The organism is Paramicrobacterium salitolerans (genome assembly GCF_051513965.1).
Lineage (GTDB): Bacteria > Actinomycetota > Actinomycetes > Actinomycetales > Microbacteriaceae > Paramicrobacterium.
This window is the reverse complement of record NZ_CP195847.1, coordinates 1028598-1048158: the sequence shown is the minus strand read 5'-3', so window position 1 is coordinate 1048158 and position 19561 is coordinate 1028598. Positions and strand designations below refer to the sequence as shown.

Genomic DNA, 19561 nt, shown 5'->3' with positions numbered 1-19561 from the left:
CCACGCAGATCGGGCGCCCTCGACGTTGCCTTGCCGGTCTCAGCCGGCTGCGACGACTCCAGCGAGTGCGTCGTGGAGCTCCTTGGCTTCATCGTCGTTCACAGACACGACGAGTCGTCCGCCCCCTTCCAACGGCACACGGACAATGATCAGCCGACCTTCCTTTACAGCCTCCATAGGCCCATCTCCGGTCCTCGGCTTCATTGCTGCCATTCGGCTCCCCTTTCGTGCAGTGTTCTTCCATTATCCCGTGAATCCGGAATCCTTGCCAATCGCTCGAGCGAACCTCGTGTTTGTTACGGCGGGGTCCAGTCGTAGCCGTCCACCTGCCAGCACGCCCAGAGCCACACCCACTGCAGGACGAGGCTCACGAGAACCGCGGTGACGCGATAGATCCGCGAGCGCGGCACCGCGAAGGCACCCGCCGCGGGAAACAGCGGCGCAAGCAGGCGGAACGTGCTCGACTGCGGAAAGAAGACGGCGAGCAGGTACACGGCGTACGACACGATCCACAGTCGCAGGGTGACGCCGAGGGCTCGGCCTCCGCGGGTGAAGAACAGACCGTAGACGGCGAAAGCGAGCAGCGCGATGAGGAGCAGCCAGCCGCCGTCCATGCCGAGCCAGCGGCGCATCCACCAGTTCGCTCCCTGGATCCACGGTTCGAAGGGGATGAGCGGACCGTAGCCGACGTACGAGGAACGCCACGCGAGCTCTGTGTCGGTGTAGGCCGTGGGTGATCCCGTGACGGCCCACGCGATGAGCAGCCACGCAACGCCCATGAACGCGCTCACGAGTCCCGTGATGCACAGCCGCACGGCCTCAGCGAGAGAGAACGGATGCCGCGCGCGCACCCAGAACCGGTGCACGAGGTGCAGCAGCAAGAACAGCGCGAAGGCGAGACCGCTCGGTCGTGTGAGCGCCATGACCACGATCACTGGAATCGCCGACAGATAGCGGTGTCGCATGATGAGGAGCAGCGCGACGCCCAGAAGCAGCAGATAGAGAGACTCGGCGTAGGCGACCTGCAGCACGGGAGAGGCCGGTGCGACGGAGAACAGCACGACCGCGAACAGCGCGGATCGCTCGTCCAGCACCTGCCTCATCAGCCGGTGGAACACGACCGCGGCCCCGAAGCCGCACGGAATCGACACGACGAGCGCGGCGATCTCCCACGGCAGGTGAGTGAGCACCATGATGATGCGCACGAGGACGGGATACACGGGCATGAACGCCCACGCGTTCTCGCCGACGTGCCCGCCGTCAGTGAGCGGTAGTTCGCTGGGATAGCCGCCGAGCGCGACGATCTGGTACCAGCGTCCGTCCCAGATCGATGCGAAGGCGGCGTAGCCGGGGCTCGCCCCCGTCCACGGGTTCTGCTCCTGATGAGCGGCGAACCAGAGCATCATCGCGGTCGTGACGATGCGTGCGGCTCCGTAGACGAGCAGCGCCTGCGCCCACCAGGGTGCGACTCTCCACCGGACGCGGATCGTTCGCATGCTCACCGAGCGTCACGCTCCGCTGAGCCAGCGGCGAAGGCCGTTCTCACACGCGGTGATCTCGTCGGTCGCGCAGCGCTCGTCGTCCGCGTGAGCCTTGAGCGCATCGCCAGGCCCGTAGTTGACGGCAGGAACGCCGAGTGCAGAGAAGCGCGCGACATCGGTCCAGCCATACTTCGGCAGAGGCTCGGAGCCGACCGCTGCGAGGAAGTCGGCCGCGAGCGGTGCGTTCAGACCGGGACGAGCAGATTCCGCGCGATCCACCACCGTGATGTCGTAGTCCGGGAAAATCTCGCGCACGTGCGCGAGCGCCTGCTCGACGGATTTATCGGGGGCAAAGCGGTAGTTGACGTGGATCATCCCCTCGTCGGGGATCACGTTGCCAGCGACGCCGCCGGAGATGCCCACTGCGTTCAGGCCTTCACGATACGCAAGGCCATCGACCTCGATCGTGGCGGGCTCGTAGGCGGCGAGCGCCGCGAGAGCCGGTGCGAGCTTATGAATGGCGTTCTCGCCCACCCAGGAACGCCCGGAGTGTGCGCGCGTGCCGAACGCGCGAAGTTCGACGCGCAGGCTTCCGTTGCAACCACCTTCGACACGGGCTGACGTCGGCTCGCTGAGAATTGCGAAGTCGCCCACCAAAAGCTCGGGGCGAGTCTGCACGATTCGACCGAGACTGTTGAGCTCTGCAGCGACCTCCTCATGGTCGTACCACACCCAGGTGAGGTCGACGGCTGGATCGACGAGCTCTGCGGCGAGCTTCAGCTGCACGGCCACTCCGGCCTTCATGTCGACCGTTCCGCGCCCCCAGAGATACTCGCGTCCGTCGATCGTCTCGAACCGGGTCGGCAGATTGTCTTTGATCGGAACGGTGTCGAGGTGCCCGGCGAGGACGACGCGCTTGTCGCGTCCACGGTCGGTGCGCGCGATGATCGTGTCGCCGTCGCGCATGACCTCGAGATGCGTCAGGCCGGAGAGCGCCTGCTCGACGGCATCCGCGATCTGCTTCTCATCGCCCGAGACGGAAGGGATGTCACAGAGCGCTCGCGTGATCTCGATGGATGACGCGGTCAGGTCGAGAACCGGGTGGGGCATGTTCCAAGTCTATGGTGGATGCCGCACGGCCCGATGCGGCCGGAGAAGCGACGTTTCGGTAGCCTGGACACCATGACCAGTGCTAGCTCTGCTTCGTCCTCCGCTCCGGCCACCGCGTGGGGTTACGGTCTGGCTACCGTCGCGAGCGACGGAACCGTCCTCGACACGTGGTTCCCCTCCCCCGAGCTCGGAGCCATTCCCGCCGACCGCGAGAGATGGATCGTTCCTGCGGAGATCGAGCAGCTCGCGGTCCCCGACCCGCGTCGCGCGGTGACGGTTGAGGTCGTGACGGTCGAAGCCGACCTCAGTGCACCGGTTCAGAGCACCTCCGACGCATACCTGAGGCTGCACCTGCTCTCACATCTGCTCGTCACGCCGAACAGCATCTCCCTCGAGGGCATCTTCCCCCACCTTCCGATCGTGGCGTGGACGAACGCGGGGCCCATGCTGCCGAGCGACGTCGAGCGCATGCGCCCGTCGCTCATGCGACAGGGCATCCAGGTCGTGAGCCTCGACAAGTTTCCACGTCTCACCGACTACGTCTTCCCCGAGCGCGTCCGCATCGGGGACGCGTCGCGCGTGCGGCTGGGTGCTTACCTCGCGCCGGGCACGACCGTCATGCACGAGGGCTTCGTCAACTTCAACGCGGGAACCCTCGGCTCGTCCATGGTGGAGGGCCGTATCTCTCAGGGAGTCGTCGTCGGAGACGGCAGCGACATCGGCGGAGGCGCGTCCATCATGGGCACGCTCTCTGGCGGCGGAACGCAGCGCATCAGCATCGGCGAACGCGCGCTCCTCGGTGCGAACTCCGGCATCGGCATCTCCATCGGGGACGACACCGTTGTGGAGGCTGGCCTCTACGTCACCGCCGGCACGAAGGTGCGCGTCATCGACCCGAGTACGGGCCAATCGCACGACGTCAAGGCTGTGGAGCTGAGCGGGCGGCCGGGGCTCCTGTTCCGACGCAACTCGCTGACGGGGACCGTCGAAGTGCTGCCGCGCTCCGGCGGGAGCATCCACCTGAATGACGTCTTGCACGCCTGACGCCCACTTTCTTCGTCCACTCCACCTCACCATCCAAGGAGCACCGTGGCTCATTCCCTCTCCGGACGCATCTGGCGTGTGATCCTCTGGTTCCTCGTCGCTTTGATCGTTCTCGCTCTGATCGCCGCGGGATTCGCGTTCTGGACGGTCCAGCGCTCGTTCCCGAAGGTCGACGGAACGATCGACATCCCGGGCCTCGAGAAAGAGGTCACGGTGACACGCGACGAGTACGGGATTCCACAGATCACAGCGGAGACGGCTCACGATCTTTTTCTCGCGCAGGGCTACGTTCAAGCGCAGGATCGCTTCTGGGAGATGGATTTCCGCCGCCACGTGACCTCGGGTCGCCTGTCGGAGATGTTCGGTGAGAGCCAGGTCGGGACGGACTCCTTCATTCGGACGCTCGGCTGGCGCGACGTCGCCGAGAAGGAGGTCGAGGCCCTCGACGACACGACTGCGTCGTACTACGAGGCGTACGCCGACGGGGTGAACGCCTATCTCGACGATCACTCGGGTGCGGACATCTCGCTCGAGTACGCCGTGCTCGGCGTACAGAACCCCGACTACGAGGTCGAGCCGTGGACTCCGGCGGACAGCGTCGCGTGGCTGAAGGCGATGGCCTGGGATCTGCGCTCCAATCTGGAGCAGGAGATCGATCGGGCGATCCTCGCCACGAGCCTGAGTGCGAAGCAGATCGAGATGCTCTACCCGGAGTACCCGTACGACACGCATCCGACGATCGTGACGGAGCCGAAGGTCCAGTCGGTCTCGACGGGTGAGAACGATGAGAATCAGGATGCCGCGCCCAAAGCGCTCTCCTCGGATGCTGTCACCGGCGAGCTCACGCAGCTGAAGTCGCTCCTCCGCTCTCTGCCGGATCTGCTCGGCGAGGCAGGCAGCGACATCGGGTCGAACTCCTGGGTGGTCTCCGGCGACCACACCGAGACCGGCAAGCCGCTTCTGGCCAACGACCCGCACCTCGGGCCCGCGATGCCCTCTGTCTGGTACCAGATGGGGCTCCACTGCTCCACAGTCTCTGAGTCCTGCCCGTTCGACGTTGCGGGCTACACCTTCTCGGGGCTGCCGGGGGTGATCATCGGCCACAACCAGTCGATCGCGTGGGGCTTCACCAACCTCGGTCCGGATGTGGCTGATCTCTACATCGAACGTGTGAACGACGAGGAGGGCACGTACCTCATCGACGGTGCGCTCGAGCCACTCGACGAACGTACGGAGACGATCAAGGTCGCCGGTGGGGACGACGTGAAGCTCACGATCCGCAGCACCGAGCGCGGTCCCATCGTGAGCGGTCTCACCGACGATTACACCGCGATCGCTGAGGCAAGCGGCACCGACGATGACGGCGATGAAAAGGACGATTCGCTGCCCGAAGGCCAGAAGTACGCGGTGTCGCTGCAGTGGACGGCGCTCGAACCGGGCAACACGGCATCCGCCATCTTCGCGATGAACTCGGCGACGGACTGGGATAGCTTCCGCACAGCCGCGACGCTCTTCGACGTGCCCTCACAGAACCTCATCTACGCCGACACCGAGGGCAACATCGGCTATCAGGCGCCGGGACTCGTGCCGATCCGCAAGACTGGCGACGGCACTGTGCCCCTCCCCGGCTGGACGAGCGGAAACAGGTGGAGCGGCTACGTCGATTTCGACAAGCTCCCCCGGGTGTACAACCCGCCGCAGGGCTACATCGTGACGGCGAACAACGCGGCGGTCGGCCCGGACTACCCCGTCATGATCACGAAGGACTGGGATGCCGGCTACCGCGCCGACCGCATCACCGAGCGCATCGAGAAGATGCTCGACGACGAGAAGAAGATCTCGTCGAACGACATGTCGGAGATCCAGGCCGACAACTTCAACGCGATGGCCGCCGAACTCGTCCCGTACCTTCTCGATGCCGCACCTGGCGAGCACGCGCTGCAGGCGCGAGCGCTCCTCGAGGACTGGGACTTCCAGGACGACGTCGACAGCGCGGCATCCGCGTATTTCAACATCGTCTGGAAGAACCTGCTCGAGGAGGTCTTTGCGCCCAAGTTGCCGAAGTCATCGCCTCCGCACGGCAGTGCGCGCTGGTTCCAGATCGTGTCGGAGCTGCTGCCACGCAACCACTCGTCATGGTGGAGCGATTCCGAGGTCACCTCGCGTGATGAGGCTCTCGCCCGTGCGATGGACTCCGCGTGGCTCGAAGCGATCGATCTGATGGGCGACGACACCGACTCGTGGAAGTGGGGCGACCTCCACTCCCTCACCGTGCGCAATGCGAGTCTCGGCGAATCGGGCATCGCGCCGATCGAGATGATCTTCAACCGCGGCCCCCACCCCGTCTCGGGCGGCTCCAGCGTCGTGAATGCGAACGGCTGGGACGCCGCGGAGGGTTATGAGGTGAACTGGGTGCCGTCCATGCGTCAGGTGATCGATCTGGCCGATTTCGACGCCTCCACGTGGATCAACCTCACGGGTGCCTCGGGTCACGCCTACCACCCGAACTACGTCGACCAGACTCCGCTGTGGGCAGACAACGAGACGCTGCCGTGGGCGTACACCGAGAAGGCCAGGCAGGATGCCGCGGAGAACACGCTCACGCTGAAGCCGGCCTCCTGAGCCGCTCAGTGACACAGAGGACGACAGAAGCGGGGCGGTGCCAGTGGCACCGCCCCGCTTCATCCGTCGAGCTGCACGTCTCGGAGCCCGTCAGCTCTGAGGGTACTGACGCTCTCCCTCACCGATGTACAGCTGGTGCGGACGACCGATCTTCGTCTGAGGATCGAGGCTCATCTCGCGCCAGTGGGCGATCCAGCCGGGCAGACGTCCGATCGCGAACAGCACCGTGAACATGCGGGTCGGGAAGCCCATGGCCTTGTAGATGACACCCGTGTAGAAGTCCACGTTCGGGTAGAGGCGACGCTCCTTGAAGTAGTCGTCCTCCAGCGCGATCTGCTCCAGCTCCTGCGCGAGGTCGAGCATCGGATCGGAGATGCCGAGCGAGTCGAGCACCGCGTTCGCGGACTCCTTGACGATGCGCGCACGTGGGTCGTAGTTCTTGTAGACCCGGTGCCCGAAGCCCATGAGCTTCACGCCGTCTTCCTTGTTCTTGACGCGCTCGACGAAGCGCTTGACGCCCTCGCCGGACTCCTGAATGCGCGCGAGCATGTCGAGCACGGCCTCGTTCGCGCCGCCGTGCAACGGACCGGACAGCGCGTTGATGCCCGCAGAGATCGACGCGTAGAGGTTCGCGCCCGTCGAGCCGACGAGGCGCACGGTCGAGGTCGAGGCGTTCTGCTCGTGATCCTCGTGCAGAATCAGCAGACGCTCGAGCGCCTGTGAGAGCACAGGGTTGACCTCGTAGTCCTCGGCCATGGTGCCGAAGTTCAGACGGAGGAAGTTGTCGACGAAGCTCAGGTTGTTGTCGGGGTACAGGAATGCCTGTCCCATCGACTTCTTGTGAGCGTACGCGGCGATGACGGGCAGCTTCGCGAGCAGACGGATCGTCGTGATCTCGACGTGCTCAGGATCCTTCGGATCGAGGCCGTTCTCGTAGTAGGTCGACAGCGCCGACAGCGCGCTCGAGAGCACAGACATCGGGTGTGCGGTGTGCGGAAGCGCCGAGAAGAAGTGCTTGAGGTCCTCGTGGAGCAGGGTGTGCCGACGCACGCGCTCGTCGAACGCGGCGAGTTCGTCGGCGGTCGGCAGTTCGCCGTGGATGAGCAGCCACGCCACCTCGAGGTAGGTCGAGTTCGCGGCGAGCTGGTCGATCGGGTATCCGCGGTAGCGCAGGATTCCCTTGTCACCGTCGATGAACGTGATGCGGGACTTCGTCGCCGCGGTGTTCACGAACCCGTAGTCCAGTGCTGTCAGGCCGCTCTGCCTCGTCAGCGTCGAAACGTCGAGACTCGACACTCCGCTCGTCGCTTCGACGATCGGCAGTTCTGCTTCCCCTCCGGGAAAGGTCAGCGTCGCCTTGTGTGACGGGTCACTCGTCTGCTGTCCGACGTCGCCCACGGCGCCTCCTCCATTGCTTGTCACGGCTTGTGTGATGGCGCTGCTCGCACATGGTCGTGCGGCTCGCGGCCTCACTACAGCCTAATCGTGTCTGAGGTCTTCTGTCACAATCGACAATGCTTCGACTGTGTGGTCAGAGAGAACCTCCAGAGGATGCCGCCCGAAGACGTGCTGCGGCGGCATCCACTCGCTCATCTGTCGCAGTGAGCGAGAGTCGTACGTGGTTCGGAAAATGCTCCCCGTAGAAGTGGCCCGGTCCCCCAACGATGCCGAGATCGGCGAGGCGATCGATGGATTCCCACGCATCGCGATCCTCGGTCACCCACAAGTAGAGTCCGGCCTCGCTTCTGTCGATGCGGAAGCCGGCGGCGACAAGCGCGGGAACGAGCTGGTCGCGCCGTCGACGGTAGAGCTGCTTCTGCGCGGCGACGTGCGCGTCGTCAGCCAGAGCAACCGCCATAGCGTGCTGCAGAGGCGCGGGAACCATGAGACCCGCGTGCTTGCGCACACGCGTGAGTCGTGCGATCACCCCACCGCACCCGGCGGCGAACGCCGCGCGATAGCCCGCCATACTGGACTGCTTGCTGAGCGAGTAGATCGAGAGGATGTTCCGTCGATTGCCGTCCGTCACGCGCGGATCGATGATGCAGGGCGTCGGCTCGGTGGCCCACGGCTCCTCCCAGCCGAGTTCGGCGTAACATTCGTCGTTCACGATGACGGCGTCGAGCTCGCGCGCGCGGGCAACCGCCGTGCGCAGGTGCTCAATGCTGTGCACTCGCCCGTCCGGGTTCGCAGGCGAGTTCAGCCAGATCAGCCGTGTCGCTTCCGGCCACTCGGCGGGGTCATCTGCGGCCACAGCCTCGGCGCCGCACATGGCCGCGCCGATCGCGTAGGTCGGGTACGCAGCTCGGGGATGGACGACGACGTCGCCCTCCCCGAGTCCGAGCATGAACGGCATGAGCGCGACGAGCTCTTTCGAGCCGATCGTCGGCAGAACGTTCTTGTCTTCGAGATCGGGAACCTGCCGTCTGCGCGCGTACCAGTCGATGATCGCCTGGCGAAGCTCAGGCGTGCCTGTCGTGGTCGGATAGCCGTGCGCGTCCGTCGCGTCGCTGAGCGCTCGACGGACGATCTCGGGGGTCGGGTCGATCGGCGAGCCGATCGACAGATCGACCACGCCGTCAGGATGCCGAGCCGCCTTCTCCCGATACGGGGTCATGGTGTCCCACGGATACTCGGGCAACTCCTGCATTGCCATGCGGCTACTCGGCCGTCTGCGGCGGGAGCGCCGCCACGATCGGGTGGTCGTGGTGGATCACTCCGACCTTCGCTGCTCCTCCGGGCGAGCCGATCTCGTCGAAGAACTCGACGTTCGCCTTGTAGTAGTCGGCCCATTCGTCGGGAAGGTCGTCTTCGTAGTAGATCGCCTCGACCGGGCATACGGGCTCGCACGCCCCGCAGTCCACGCATTCGTCCGGATGGATGTAGAGCATGCGATCGCCCTCGTAGATGCAATCGACGGGGCACTCATCGACGCACGCACGGTCTTTGACATCCACGCACGGAAGAGCGATGACGTATGTCACTGTGCTGCAACTCCTTCTCGCTGGGTGCTAGCCAGTCTACGCCGAGGGAGTGACTCTCCGTGACCGAGCGGGCAGCCGAGGCCACGCGAGAACGGCCGCGACGATGAGCGGGACGCCGAACAGCCAGATCATCCCGAGGATGCCCTGGGTGATCAGCACCGAACCGCCGGGGCTCTGGAAGGAGAACAGCACGACCATCGCGACTGCGGCCACGCCCGCGGTGACGGCGGGAAGCCTCTCGGACACGACGAGGCGCAACCCGACGAGCAGCGCCAGCAGACCGATGAGCCCGAGGACGAGTCCATGTGGAATGGGGGCCCCGAAGACCGAGAAGGTGAGAGTGTGGGTCACGGTGCCGACGGTTCCGTACACCGCGCCGAGCACGAAGGTGATAGCCGCGGTGACGCCTCGCGACACTGCGGAGGGCTGCTCTTCGATGAAGACGAAGGGCTCCTCGGACAGACGGGGAGGATCGTCGCGCTGTTCCATGCTCACACCGAGATCGTATCGGTCTGAGCTGTGGGATTCGCGCACGTCGTCGCTCACGGCATCCCTGCCAAACGCAGAAGCGCAGCGACCGCGGCGGCCGCGACGACGACCACGAGAAACGGCGCACGCACGGCCAGAAGCAGCGCTGCGACGCCGAGAGCGGGAAGCCGAGCGTCAACGACGATCGCCTGGCCGTCGCCGAATGTCTGCACGACGATGAGCGCTGAGAGCATCGCGACCGTCATCAGATCGGCGACGCGTGAGACGACCGGCTTCTCAAGGAGAGAGGGCGGGACGGAGTACCCGAGGAGTTTGAGAGCGAGGCAGATGATGGATGCCGCGAGAACGATGTGCCAGAGGGTCATGACGCTGCCTCAGCATGGGAGAACCAGTTGAACACACCGACCACGATCGCGACGATCGCAGCCGTGATGACGGGGAGACCCGGAGCGACGACGGGGGTCAGGAGTCCCGCGACGATGGCCGCACCGCACGCGACGGCAACCGGCTGAAGCCGCTTCAGCCGGGGCCACAGGAGTGCGAGGAACGCCGCGCCTGCCGCGGCATCCAACCCATACGCCCTGGTGTCACCGAGGACGTCGCCGATGAGGGCGCCGATCAGTGTCGTGAGGTTCCAACCGACGAACACCGCAAGCCCCGTGACCCAGAACCCGACGCGCTTGGCCCGTGCGTCCTGCTGCGCGAGAGACACAGCCGTCGACTCGTCGATCGTCACCCACGCAGCGGCGATACTGCGGAAGAACCCTCCGCCGACGACGGGCTTCATGCGCATCCCGTAGGCAGTGTTGCGCACGCCGAGCAGCGCGGCGCTGGCAATTGCGGCGCCGCCCGATGCTGCTCCCCCGGAGGCGAGCACGCCCACGAGGGCGAATTGCGAGCCCCCGGTGAACATGAGGATGCTGAGCAGGCACGTCTGCCAGATGTCGAGCCCCGAGGCGACCGCAAGCGCCCCGAAGGACACGCCGTACGCCGCGGTTGCCGCACCCACGGCAAGGCCTTGCCTCAAGGCAGACTTCTCCGCTGAGACGTTCATGGATGCCACGTCAGCTCCGCGGGGTCACGGTGTACAAAACGCTGTTCGATGCGCCTACCACAGTGACCTTGTACCCATCGCTGGTCAGCGTCGTCATGCTGCCGAGGTCCGCCTGAGCCATTTCGCTCTCCACAGTGAAGCCGGCGTCGGTGAGCGCTTCTTCCGCAGCGTCTGCCGACACGTCTCCCGAGACCACCACGACCCAGTGCGTCGTCGAGCCTGACGTCTGGGTCGCGCCGCGAACCTCGCCCTCGACGAGCGGAACGGAGTCCTCGGGGAACCCCGCAGGCACGCCGTCAGTCAGCTCGACATCGCCACCGGTCGCCTCTTTCACGACATCCTGGACGCTCTGGTTCACGGCCTGCTCGACGAAACTGCACGCGGAAAGCGCGGGCACGAGGAGAGCTCCCAGGGCGACGAGCGCGAGGGAGACGCGACGACGGAGAATCACCGGATCAGCGTAACCCGCGAGGCTGAGCCGAAACCGACAATTCGCCGAGCGGTTCTCAGTTCTCCATCTGACGCTTCAGACGCGCCGTGGCGCGCCCACGCTCGTGAGCGTCGAGCACGACCTTGCGGATGCGCACGGCGTCCGGCGTCACCTCCACGCACTCGTCCTCGCGGGCGAACTCGAGGCACTCCTCAAGCGACAGCTGCCGCGACGGCGTCATCGACTCGAAGCTGTCCGCCGTGGACGAGCGCATGTTGGTGAGCTTCTTCTCCTTCGTGATGTTGACGTCCATGTCGTCAGCTCGCGAGTTCTCGCCGATCACCATGCCCTCGTACACCTCCTCCGTCGGGTTGACGAAGAACGTCATGCGCTCCTGCAGGTTGATGATCGCGAAGGGGGTGACCACGCCGGAGCGGTCGGCGACGATCGATCCGTTGCTGCGGGTGCTGATCGGGCCCGCCCACTCGTCGTAACCGTGCGAGATCGAGTTGGCGATGCCCGTTCCACGGGTCGTCGTCATGAACTCCGAGCGGAATCCGATGAGGCCGCGGCTCGGCACGATGAACTCCATACGGATCCATCCGGTGCCGTGGTTCTGCATGCCCTCCATGCGGCCCTTGCGGGCAGCGAGCAGCTGCGTGATCGCACCGAGGTACTCCTCGGGCGCGTCGATCGTGAGCTCCTCATAGGGCTCGTGGACCTTGCCGTCGACCGTCCGCGTGACGACCTGGGGCTTGCCGACCGTGAGCTCAAAGCCCTCGCGGCGCATCTGCTCCACGAGAATGGCCAGCGCGAGTTCGCCGCGCCCCTGGACCTCCCACGCATCGGGCTGCCCGATGTCGAGAACCTTGAGCGAGACGTTGCCGACGAGCTCCCGGTCGAGACGGTCCTTGACCATGCGGGCCGTGAGCTTGTGCCCCTTGACCTTGCCCATGAGGGGCGACGTATTGGTTCCGATGGTCATCGAGATCGCCGGGTCGTCGATGTGGATCGTCGGGAGCGGACGGACATCATCCGGGTCGCACAGAGTCTCGCCGATCATGATGTCGGGGAATCCGGCGACGGCCACGATGTCACCGGGGCCCGCGCTCTCCGCCGGGTAACGGTCGAGGGCCTTCGTCATCAGGAGCTCGGTGATGCGGACGTTGGAGACGGAGCCGTCACGGCGCGCCCACGCGACCGTCTGCCCCTTGTTGATCGTGCCGTGGAACACGCGCAGAAGCGCGAGACGACCGAGGAACGGGGATGCGTCGAGGTTCGTGACGTGCGCCTGCAGCGGGTGCTCATCATCGTATGTCGGCGCAGGGATGTGCTCGAGGATCGCCTCGAACAGCGGCTCGAGGTTCTCGTTGTCGGGCAGTGTTCCGTCTGCGGGCTTGTCGAGCGAGGCGCGTCCGGCCTTGCCCGAGGCGTATACGACGGGGACATCGAGAACAGCGTCGATGTCGAGGTCCGGCTGGTCCTCCGCGATGTCGCTCGCGAGGCCGAGGAGGAGGTCCTGGCTCTCGGCCACGACGTCGTCGATGCGGGCATCGCCGCGGTCGGTCTTGTTGACCAGCAGGATGACCGGAAGCTGAGCCTCCAGCGCCTTGCGGAGCACGAAGCGGGTCTGAGGAAGCGGCCCCTCGCTCGCGTCGACCAGGAGAACGACGCCGTCGACCATCGACAGTCCTCGCTCCACCTCGCCACCGAAGTCGGCGTGGCCCGGGGTGTCGATCACGTTGATCGTGACGGGGCCGTGGACGGCGTGCTCGCCGTTGTACGAGATCGCCGTATTCTTGGCGAGGATCGTGATGCCCTTCTCACGCTCGAGCTCGTTGGAGTCCATTGCGCGGTCGTCAACGTGCTCGTGGTCGGAGAACGACCCCGTCTGGCGAAGCATCGCGTCGACGAGGGTGGTCTTGCCGTGGTCGACGTGCGCCACGATGGCAACGTTTCGGAGGGTTTCACGCGTGGCGATCGCCATAGCTGTGTCCTGTCCTGCAGAGTGTGCGGTCGGTGCGCCCGTGCGGATCCGCGTCGACGGGAGAACCGGACGGCGGAGACCTGGTGGTCGTGGCGCTGATGGAAATGAGAATGCGGGCATGATCGCCCGACGATCCATTCTACCCCTATGATCCCGCGAATCTCCGCGCAAGCTGAACGCTCGGATGCCGCACAGCCAAGGCTCAAATAATTCGACGTTTCTTCATAACAAGCGACTTTCCTGCGTGCTGTGGCGTTCTTGCCCGGAAAAGATTCGGTGATACTGTGTCGAAGTCGCCGCGGCTGTCGCCGGTCCTCACCTGGGTGACGACGAGCTGCGGTTGCACACGACAGGGAGCCCGGGCTTCTCGCACATGGACAGTCCAGGTGATTGAATAACAGTTCGACCCAGCGTTGTGTCGTTCGCCGACCACGGCGCCCGTCAGAGAGAAAGTTAACCGTCTTGATCAAGTACCTGCTCCGCCGGACCGCGGGTTGGTTGCTCATGATCGCGCTCGCGACCAACATCACGTATTTTCTGGCGTGGGCATTCCTCGATCCGCGCAGCAATTACATCGGTCGTCGCCCTCCCCTGAGCCCCGACGAAATCACGCAGCTCCTCGAACCTCGCAACCTGAGCGACACTGTTCCTCTGGTGCAGCGCTGGTGGAACTGGTTCAGCGGAATCATCTTCCACTGGGACTGGGGCGTGAGTGCGGTTGGCGATTCTGTCAACGCACAGGTGGCGTATCGCATCTGGATCAGTGCGGAGCTCGTGCTCGGTGCGACGATTCTCACGACGATCCTGGGTGTCGCAATCGGCGTCTACACGGCATCCCGCCAGTACAAGCTCGCGGACCGTATCGGTCAGGCGACGTCGATCATCACGATGAACATCAACATCGTCGTCGCGGCTCTCGGCATCGTTCTCCTGGCCATCTGGTTCAACGACCTTGTCGGAGTCCGCGTCTTCTATGTGACAGGAGCCGGCAACGACGATGTAACTGGCTTCTTCCCCGTGCTCATCGACAAGCTGCAGCACATCACGCTCCCGACACTCGCACTCGTGCTGATCGGCTACTCGCAATACCATTTCCTGCAGCGCTCGCTTCTGCTTGACAACATCAACGCCGATTACGTCCGCACAGCGCGCGCGAAAGGACTCACGAAGCAGCAGGCCATTCGCCGCCACGCTCTCCGCACCTCGCTCATCCCCGTGGCCACGCAGGTCGCCTTCACGATTCCGACGGTGTTCACCGGAGCGATCCTGACGGAGACGATCTTCGGATGGAACGGAATGGGCCGCTACTTCGTCGACACCATCTCCAAGAACGACATCCACGGAACTGTGGCTATCGCCGCGTTCGGTGCACTTCTGACGGCGATCGGCGCCATCCTCTCCGACATCGTCGTCGTCGCACTCGACCCGAGAGTGAGGGTGAGCTGACATGTCCCTCGATCAGATCCAACCCCCGGTCGGCCCGGAGACCACGGCCGCTCGACTCCCGCGCAAGCGGATGTCGCTGTGGCAGCTCTACACGCGCCGCTTCATGCGGAACAAGCCCGCGGTCGCCGGCATCATCATCTTCATTCTGATGGTGCTGTTCGCGATCATCGCGCCGTTCATCGCGAAGTACGACCACATCGAACTCGACTTCCTCAACCTCAGCACCGGCCCCTCCGCCGAGCACTGGTTCGGAACGACCAGCGCGGGCAACGACACCTTCGCGCAGGTCGCCGTCGGACTGCAGCGCTCACTGATGATCGCTGTCTCGGTCTCGGTCGGCACCACGGTGATCTCCGCCATCGTCGGCACAGCGGCCGCGTACTTCCGCGGCTTCACCGAGCGAGTCATCCTCGCGATCATCCACTTCCTCATGGTCGTCCCGACCTTCCTCGTGCTCGCGCTCGTCTCGAACGACGCGGGTGGCGACTGGAGGATCATCTCCCTCATCCTGATCTTCGTCGGGTGGTTCTTCCCCGCCCGTGTGATCTGGACGATGGCGCTGCCCCTCCGCGAGAGCGACTATGTGAACGCCGCGCGCTACATGGGCGTCTCCGGCATGAAGATCGTGGTTCGACACATGCTTCCGAACATCGGCTCGCTCCTCGTGATCAACTTCACGCTCGGCGTCGTCGCTGCGGTCATGGCCGAGACGGGCCTCTCGTTCCTCGGCTTCGGTGTCAAGATCCCCGACGTCTCACTCGGCTCGCTCATCGGAAACGGTGCGAACACGATCACGAGCGCGCCGTGGCTGTTCTACTTCCCGGCGGGAGCGCTGACGCTCCTGACCGTCTCGATGGCGCTCGTGGCCGACGGCCTGCGCGACGCTCTCGATCCCACGTCTGCGGCAGGAGGCCAGGCATGACCGACGCACTTCTCTCCGTTCGCGACCTCCGCGTCAGCTTCGCCTCGGAGGCCGGAACAGTCGACGCCGTCCGCGGCGTCAGCTTCGACCTCGAACCGGGGCGCACACTCGGCATCGTCGGCGAGTCCGGCTCGGGCAAGTCCGTCACGTCGCTCGCGATCATGGGCCTTCTCGACGAGAACGCGAAGGTCACCGGGTCGATCATGTTCGACGGCCAGGAGCTCATCGGCAAGAACGACAAGCAGATGTCGGCGATCCGCGGCAACGGCCTCGCGATGATCTTCCAGGATCCCCTGACCTCACTCACCCCGGTCTTCACCATCGGAGACCAGCTGGTGGAGGCCCTCACGACCCACCGCCGGATGTCGAAGCGCGACGCGTGGCAGCGCGGCATCGAGCTGCTCCAGCTCGTGGGCATCCCCTCGCCCGAGCGCCGCATGCGGTCGTTCCCGCATGAGTTCTCCGGCGGAATGCGTCAGCGCGTCGTCATCGCGATCGCGATGGCGAACAAGCCGAAGCTCATCATCGCCGACGAGCCGACGACCGCCCTCGACGTCACGATCCAAGCGCAGATCCTCGACCTCATCGGGACCGCTCAGCGTGAGACCGGCGCCGCTGTCGTCATGATCACGCACGACATGGGCGTCGTCGCGAAGACCGCCGACGATGTGCTGGTGATGTACGCGGGCAAGCCCGTCGAGCAGGCACCGGTCGGCGAGCTCTTCCACAAGACACGGATGCCGTACTCGATCGGCCTCCTCGGCGCTATTCCGCGCGTGGACAAGGCCGAGAAGGAGCCCCTGGTTCCGATCAAGGGAAACCCGCCGCTCCTGGTCAACCTGCCCGACGCCTGCCCGTTCGCACCGCGTTGCCCCATCGCAGTGGAAGCCTGCCTCAAGGGAGAGCCCGAACTGCGGCAGATCGACACGGGAACCGGCGGAGAGCACCGTGTGGCGTGCATCCGCGCGGACAACATCACCGATGACGCGAAAATCGACGGTGAGCCCGTCTACCCCGTGCCGCCGGCGCACACGAGCAACCTCGAGCGGATTCCACGCGAGGAGCGCACGACCACTCTCGACGTGCAGAACATGTCGAAGACCTTCCCACTGCTCAAGGGGGCCTTCCTGAAGCGTCGCGTCGGCGATGTCCACGCGGTGCGCAATATCTCCTTCGACATCCGCGAGGGCGAGACGATGGCCATCGTGGGTGAATCGGGATGCGGTAAGACCACGACGCTCCTGCAGATCATGGACCTCGTGTCGCAGACCGACGGTGAGATCACGATCGGCGACACCAAAGTCTCCGAGATCCGCGGCGCCCGCGCGGAGCGCAAGATTCGCCGTGATATCCAGATCGTCTTCCAGGATCCAATGGGTGCGCTCGACCCGCGCATGACCGTCGCCGACGTCATCGCGGAGCCTCTCCGTGCGATCGGGACATCACGTCAGGAGACGGATGCGCGCGTTGACGAGCTGATGGACCTCGTCGGCCTCGACCCAACGCACAGCAGCCGCTTCCCCTCCGCGTTCTCCGGCGGTCAGCGCCAGCGCATCGGAATCGCCCGAGCACTCGCGACCAACCCCAAGATCGTGGTTCTCGACGAGCCCGTGTCGGCGCTTGACGTCTCCATCCAGGCAGGGGTCATCAACCTGCTGGACGAGCTCAAGGTCAAGCTCGGGCTCTCCTATCTGTTCGTGGCGCACGATCTCTCCGTCGTCCGCCACATCGCGGACCGCGTCGCCGTCATGTATCTCGGCTCGTTCGTGGAGCACGGTGATGTTGACGCGGTCTTCGACAACCCTCAGCACCCCTACACGCAGGCACTGCTCTCGGCGATTCCCATTCCGGATCCGGACATCGAGCGCACGCGAGAGCGGATCGTCCTCAAGGGCGACCTGCCCAGCCCGACCGAGGAGCGACAGGGCTGCGCGTTCGTCTCACGCTGCCCGCTCTATCAGACGCTCACCCCCGAGGGGAAGCTGCGCTGTGAGACGGAAGTTCCTCCGCTCACTGGCGAGGAGGGCACGCACGTCAACGCGTGCCACTTCCGATAACGGTTGCAGAACAGTTTGACGCACGTCGGCGGAATTCCTGTGAAAGGTCATTAACCGGGGTTATTCTGCCGTCATCCCTGAAAGAGCCGAAAGGCAACAAAGGAGTACCATGAAAAGGCACCAGAAGCTGATGGGCATCGTCGCCATCAGTGGAGCCCTCGCACTCGTCATGAGCGGCTGTGCGTCGGGCGACGATGGCGGAAGCGCCAACAAAGAAAAGGGCTCGACCGAGGTCCAGCAGGCGGACTACAATCCGCAGCCCCGAGAGAATCTGAAGCAGGGCGGCGAGGTGCGGTTCGGGATCAACGAGATCACGCCGCAGATGAACGCGTTCCACGGAGACGGCAGCGCTGACACCGCACGCCTTGCCGCGTGGTACACGCCTCAGCTCTTCCTGATGGACCCTGATGGAACCGTCAAGCCCAACCCGAACTACCTCGAGTCGTGGGAGATCGACGACGAGGGCGAGAACACGGTGATCCACGGAACGATCAATGAGAAGGCCGTTTGGAACGACGGTTCTCCGATCGACTGGACCGCGTTCGAAACCACGTGGAAGGCCAACCGTTCGTACGACGAGGGCTATCAGCCCAACGCCACGGACGGATACAAGGAGATCAAGTCCGTCGAGAAGGGCGAGACCGACAAGGACGTCGTCGTGACGTTCGACGGAAAGTTCGCCTGGCCTCAGATGCCGTTCACCGGCGGCATCCTCAACCCGCACGTGAACACGCCGGAGATCTTCAACGAGGGTTACATCAACGAGCCGCACGCTGAGTGGGGCGCGGGCCCGTACACAATCGACGAGTTCGACCCGAAGGGCCAGAAGGTCACCTTCGTTCCGAATGACAACTGGTGGGGCGACAAGCCGCTCCTCGACAAGGTGACGTTCAAGGGCATGGATGCCTCGGCTTCCATCAACGCCTTCAAGAACGGCGAGCTCGACATGGTCGGCGTTGGCACCAAGGACCGCCTGGCTCAGGTCTCCGACATGGACGGCATCGAGATCTACCGCGCTCAGCAGACCGCGAACACGCTGATCGAAGTTGACTCGTCGAAGCCTCAGTTCGAAGACGTCGACGCTCGTAAGGCCTTCTTCATGGCCATCGACGTCGAGCAGCAGAAGAAGATCGCCTGGAACGGACTTGACTACACCGAGGACCCTGCAGGCTCCTTCATTCTCTACTCGTTCCAGCCGAACTACTCCAACTCGCTCAAGGAAGCTGGCTGGGAGTTCAACGTCGACGAGGCCAACAAGCTTCTCGATGAGGCCGGCTGGAAGCTGAACGACGAGGGCATCCGTGAGAAGGACGGCGAGACGTTCACCGTGACGTACCCGATCTTCAGCGACGACCCCACGCAGGAGGCGCTTGCCAAGGCCCTGCAGCAGCAGGAGAAGAAGGTCGGCATCGAGGTGAAGATCGACACCCGTTCGCCCCAGGACTTCTCGACGGACTACACGTCGAAGAACTGGGACATCGTGTCGCTTCGCTTCACCTCGTCTGACCCCTTCGGTGCAGCCTGGTTCTGCCAGATGTACTGCTCCGACAGCGGTCTGAACCTCTCGGGCACCGGCACCGAAGAGATCGACAAGATGATCCACGACGACCTCGAGTCGATCACGGACTCCGAGGAGCAGACGAAGAAGGCCATGAAGATGGAGGCTGAGATCATGTCGAAGACATGGGGAATCATGCCTCTGTACAACGGTCCTTCGATCTCCGCGGCCAAGAAGGGCCTCGCTAACCTCACCCCTGAGCCCTACGTGGGCCTCGACCTCTTCGGCGTCACGCCCGTTGAGAACGTCGGCTGGGAGAAGTAAGCACCTTTACGAACAGGCGGGGCCGGTGGTTTTTCCACCGGCCCCGCCGTCGTTCGTCCAAGGCCGCGGTTCTGCTCTCAGCGACCTGAAGAACTCCCCCGATACGATGAGAA

Annotated in this window: 17 protein-coding genes; 6 read left to right on the top strand and 11 right to left on the bottom strand. The window is 64.6% G+C overall.

Annotated elements, in window-relative coordinates; all coding sequences use genetic code 11:
* Window positions 1-39: 39 nt before the first annotated feature.
* From ACSAGD_RS04930 to dapE, 3 genes are all read right to left on the bottom strand, one after another.
* The gene (locus ACSAGD_RS04930; RefSeq protein ID WP_091187546.1) at window positions 40-213 is read right to left on the bottom strand and encodes a DUF3117 domain-containing protein; all 174 of its coding nucleotides are present in this window, start codon (window positions 211-213) and stop codon (window positions 40-42) included.
* Between the two features lie 83 nt (window positions 214-296).
* Window positions 297-1496, bottom strand: a complete 1200-nt coding sequence (locus ACSAGD_RS04925) for a mannosyltransferase family protein (protein WP_437585106.1) — start codon at window positions 1494-1496, stop codon at window positions 297-299.
* Window positions 1497-1508: 12 nt separating this feature from the next.
* Window positions 1509-2591, bottom strand: a complete 1083-nt coding sequence (dapE, locus tag ACSAGD_RS04920; protein WP_437584616.1) for a succinyl-diaminopimelate desuccinylase — start codon at window positions 2589-2591, stop codon at window positions 1509-1511.
* Between the two features lie 72 nt (window positions 2592-2663).
* On the opposite strand from dapE, the gene dapD reads away from it, so the two are divergent.
* Both dapD and ACSAGD_RS04910 read left to right on the top strand, forming a co-directional pair.
* Entirely contained in the window at window positions 2664-3635 is a 972-nt protein-coding gene (gene dapD / locus ACSAGD_RS04915; RefSeq protein WP_437584615.1) for a 2,3,4,5-tetrahydropyridine-2,6-dicarboxylate N-succinyltransferase, read from the top strand.
* A 45-nt stretch (window positions 3636-3680) separates the two neighbouring features.
* A complete protein-coding gene (locus tag ACSAGD_RS04910; protein WP_437584614.1) occupies window positions 3681-6257 on the top strand; it encodes a penicillin acylase family protein in 2577 nt (858 codons plus the stop codon).
* A 90-nt stretch (window positions 6258-6347) separates the two neighbouring features.
* Here ACSAGD_RS04910 and ACSAGD_RS04905 read toward each other — a convergent pair whose 3' ends face one another.
* The 8 genes from ACSAGD_RS04905 to typA form a co-directional block, all read right to left on the bottom strand.
* Window positions 6348-7655, bottom strand: a complete 1308-nt coding sequence (locus tag ACSAGD_RS04905; RefSeq protein ID WP_437584613.1) for a citrate synthase — start codon at window positions 7653-7655, stop codon at window positions 6348-6350.
* Window positions 7656-7788: 133 nt separating this feature from the next.
* Window positions 7789-8913, bottom strand: coding sequence for a succinyldiaminopimelate transaminase (gene dapC / locus ACSAGD_RS04900; RefSeq protein WP_437584612.1), 1125 nt, complete (start codon window positions 8911-8913; stop codon window positions 7789-7791).
* A 4-nt stretch (window positions 8914-8917) separates the two neighbouring features.
* A complete protein-coding gene (gene fdxA / locus ACSAGD_RS04895; RefSeq protein ID WP_437584611.1) occupies window positions 8918-9241 on the bottom strand; it encodes a ferredoxin in 324 nt (107 codons plus the stop codon).
* 36 nt (window positions 9242-9277) lie between these two features.
* A complete protein-coding gene (locus tag ACSAGD_RS04890) occupies window positions 9278-9736 on the bottom strand; it encodes a DUF6113 family protein (RefSeq protein ID WP_437584610.1) in 459 nt (152 codons plus the stop codon).
* 47 nt (window positions 9737-9783) lie between these two features.
* Window positions 9784-10095, bottom strand: a complete 312-nt coding sequence (locus ACSAGD_RS04885) for an AzlD domain-containing protein (protein WP_437584609.1) — start codon at window positions 10093-10095, stop codon at window positions 9784-9786.
* Window positions 10092-10784 carry an AzlC family ABC transporter permease gene (locus ACSAGD_RS04880; RefSeq protein WP_437585105.1) on the bottom strand — a complete coding sequence of 231 codons (693 nt, stop codon included), beginning with the start codon at window positions 10782-10784 and terminating at the stop codon, window positions 10092-10094. The genes ACSAGD_RS04885 and ACSAGD_RS04880 overlap by 4 nt, the downstream gene beginning before the upstream one ends.
* Window positions 10785-10794: 10 nt before the next feature.
* Window positions 10795-11235 carry a hypothetical protein gene (locus ACSAGD_RS04875; RefSeq protein WP_437584608.1) on the bottom strand — a complete coding sequence of 147 codons (441 nt, stop codon included), beginning with the start codon at window positions 11233-11235 and terminating at the stop codon, window positions 10795-10797.
* Window positions 11236-11290: 55 nt separating this feature from the next.
* Window positions 11291-13201: a translational GTPase TypA gene (typA, locus tag ACSAGD_RS04870; protein WP_437584607.1), complete on the bottom strand. Its 1911-nt coding sequence runs from the start codon at window positions 13199-13201 to the stop codon at window positions 11291-11293.
* Between the two features lie 462 nt (window positions 13202-13663).
* On the opposite strand from typA, the gene ACSAGD_RS04865 reads away from it, so the two are divergent.
* From ACSAGD_RS04865 to ACSAGD_RS04850, 4 genes are all read left to right on the top strand, one after another.
* Entirely contained in the window at window positions 13664-14647 is a 984-nt protein-coding gene (locus ACSAGD_RS04865; RefSeq protein WP_437584606.1) for an ABC transporter permease, read from the top strand.
* Between the two features lies 1 nt (window position 14648).
* Complete coding sequence (locus ACSAGD_RS04860; protein WP_437584605.1) at window positions 14649-15569, top strand: ABC transporter permease; 921 nt, start codon at window positions 14649-14651, stop codon at window positions 15567-15569.
* On the top strand, window positions 15566-17626 hold the full coding sequence (locus ACSAGD_RS04855) for an ABC transporter ATP-binding protein (RefSeq protein WP_437584604.1): 2061 nt from the start codon (window positions 15566-15568) through the stop codon (window positions 17624-17626). Before ACSAGD_RS04860 ends, ACSAGD_RS04855 begins: the two co-directional genes overlap by 4 nt.
* Window positions 17627-17735: 109 nt before the next feature.
* Entirely contained in the window at window positions 17736-19448 is a 1713-nt protein-coding gene (locus tag ACSAGD_RS04850) for an ABC transporter family substrate-binding protein (protein WP_437584603.1), read from the top strand.
* The last annotated feature ends 113 nt before the right edge of the window (window positions 19449-19561 follow it).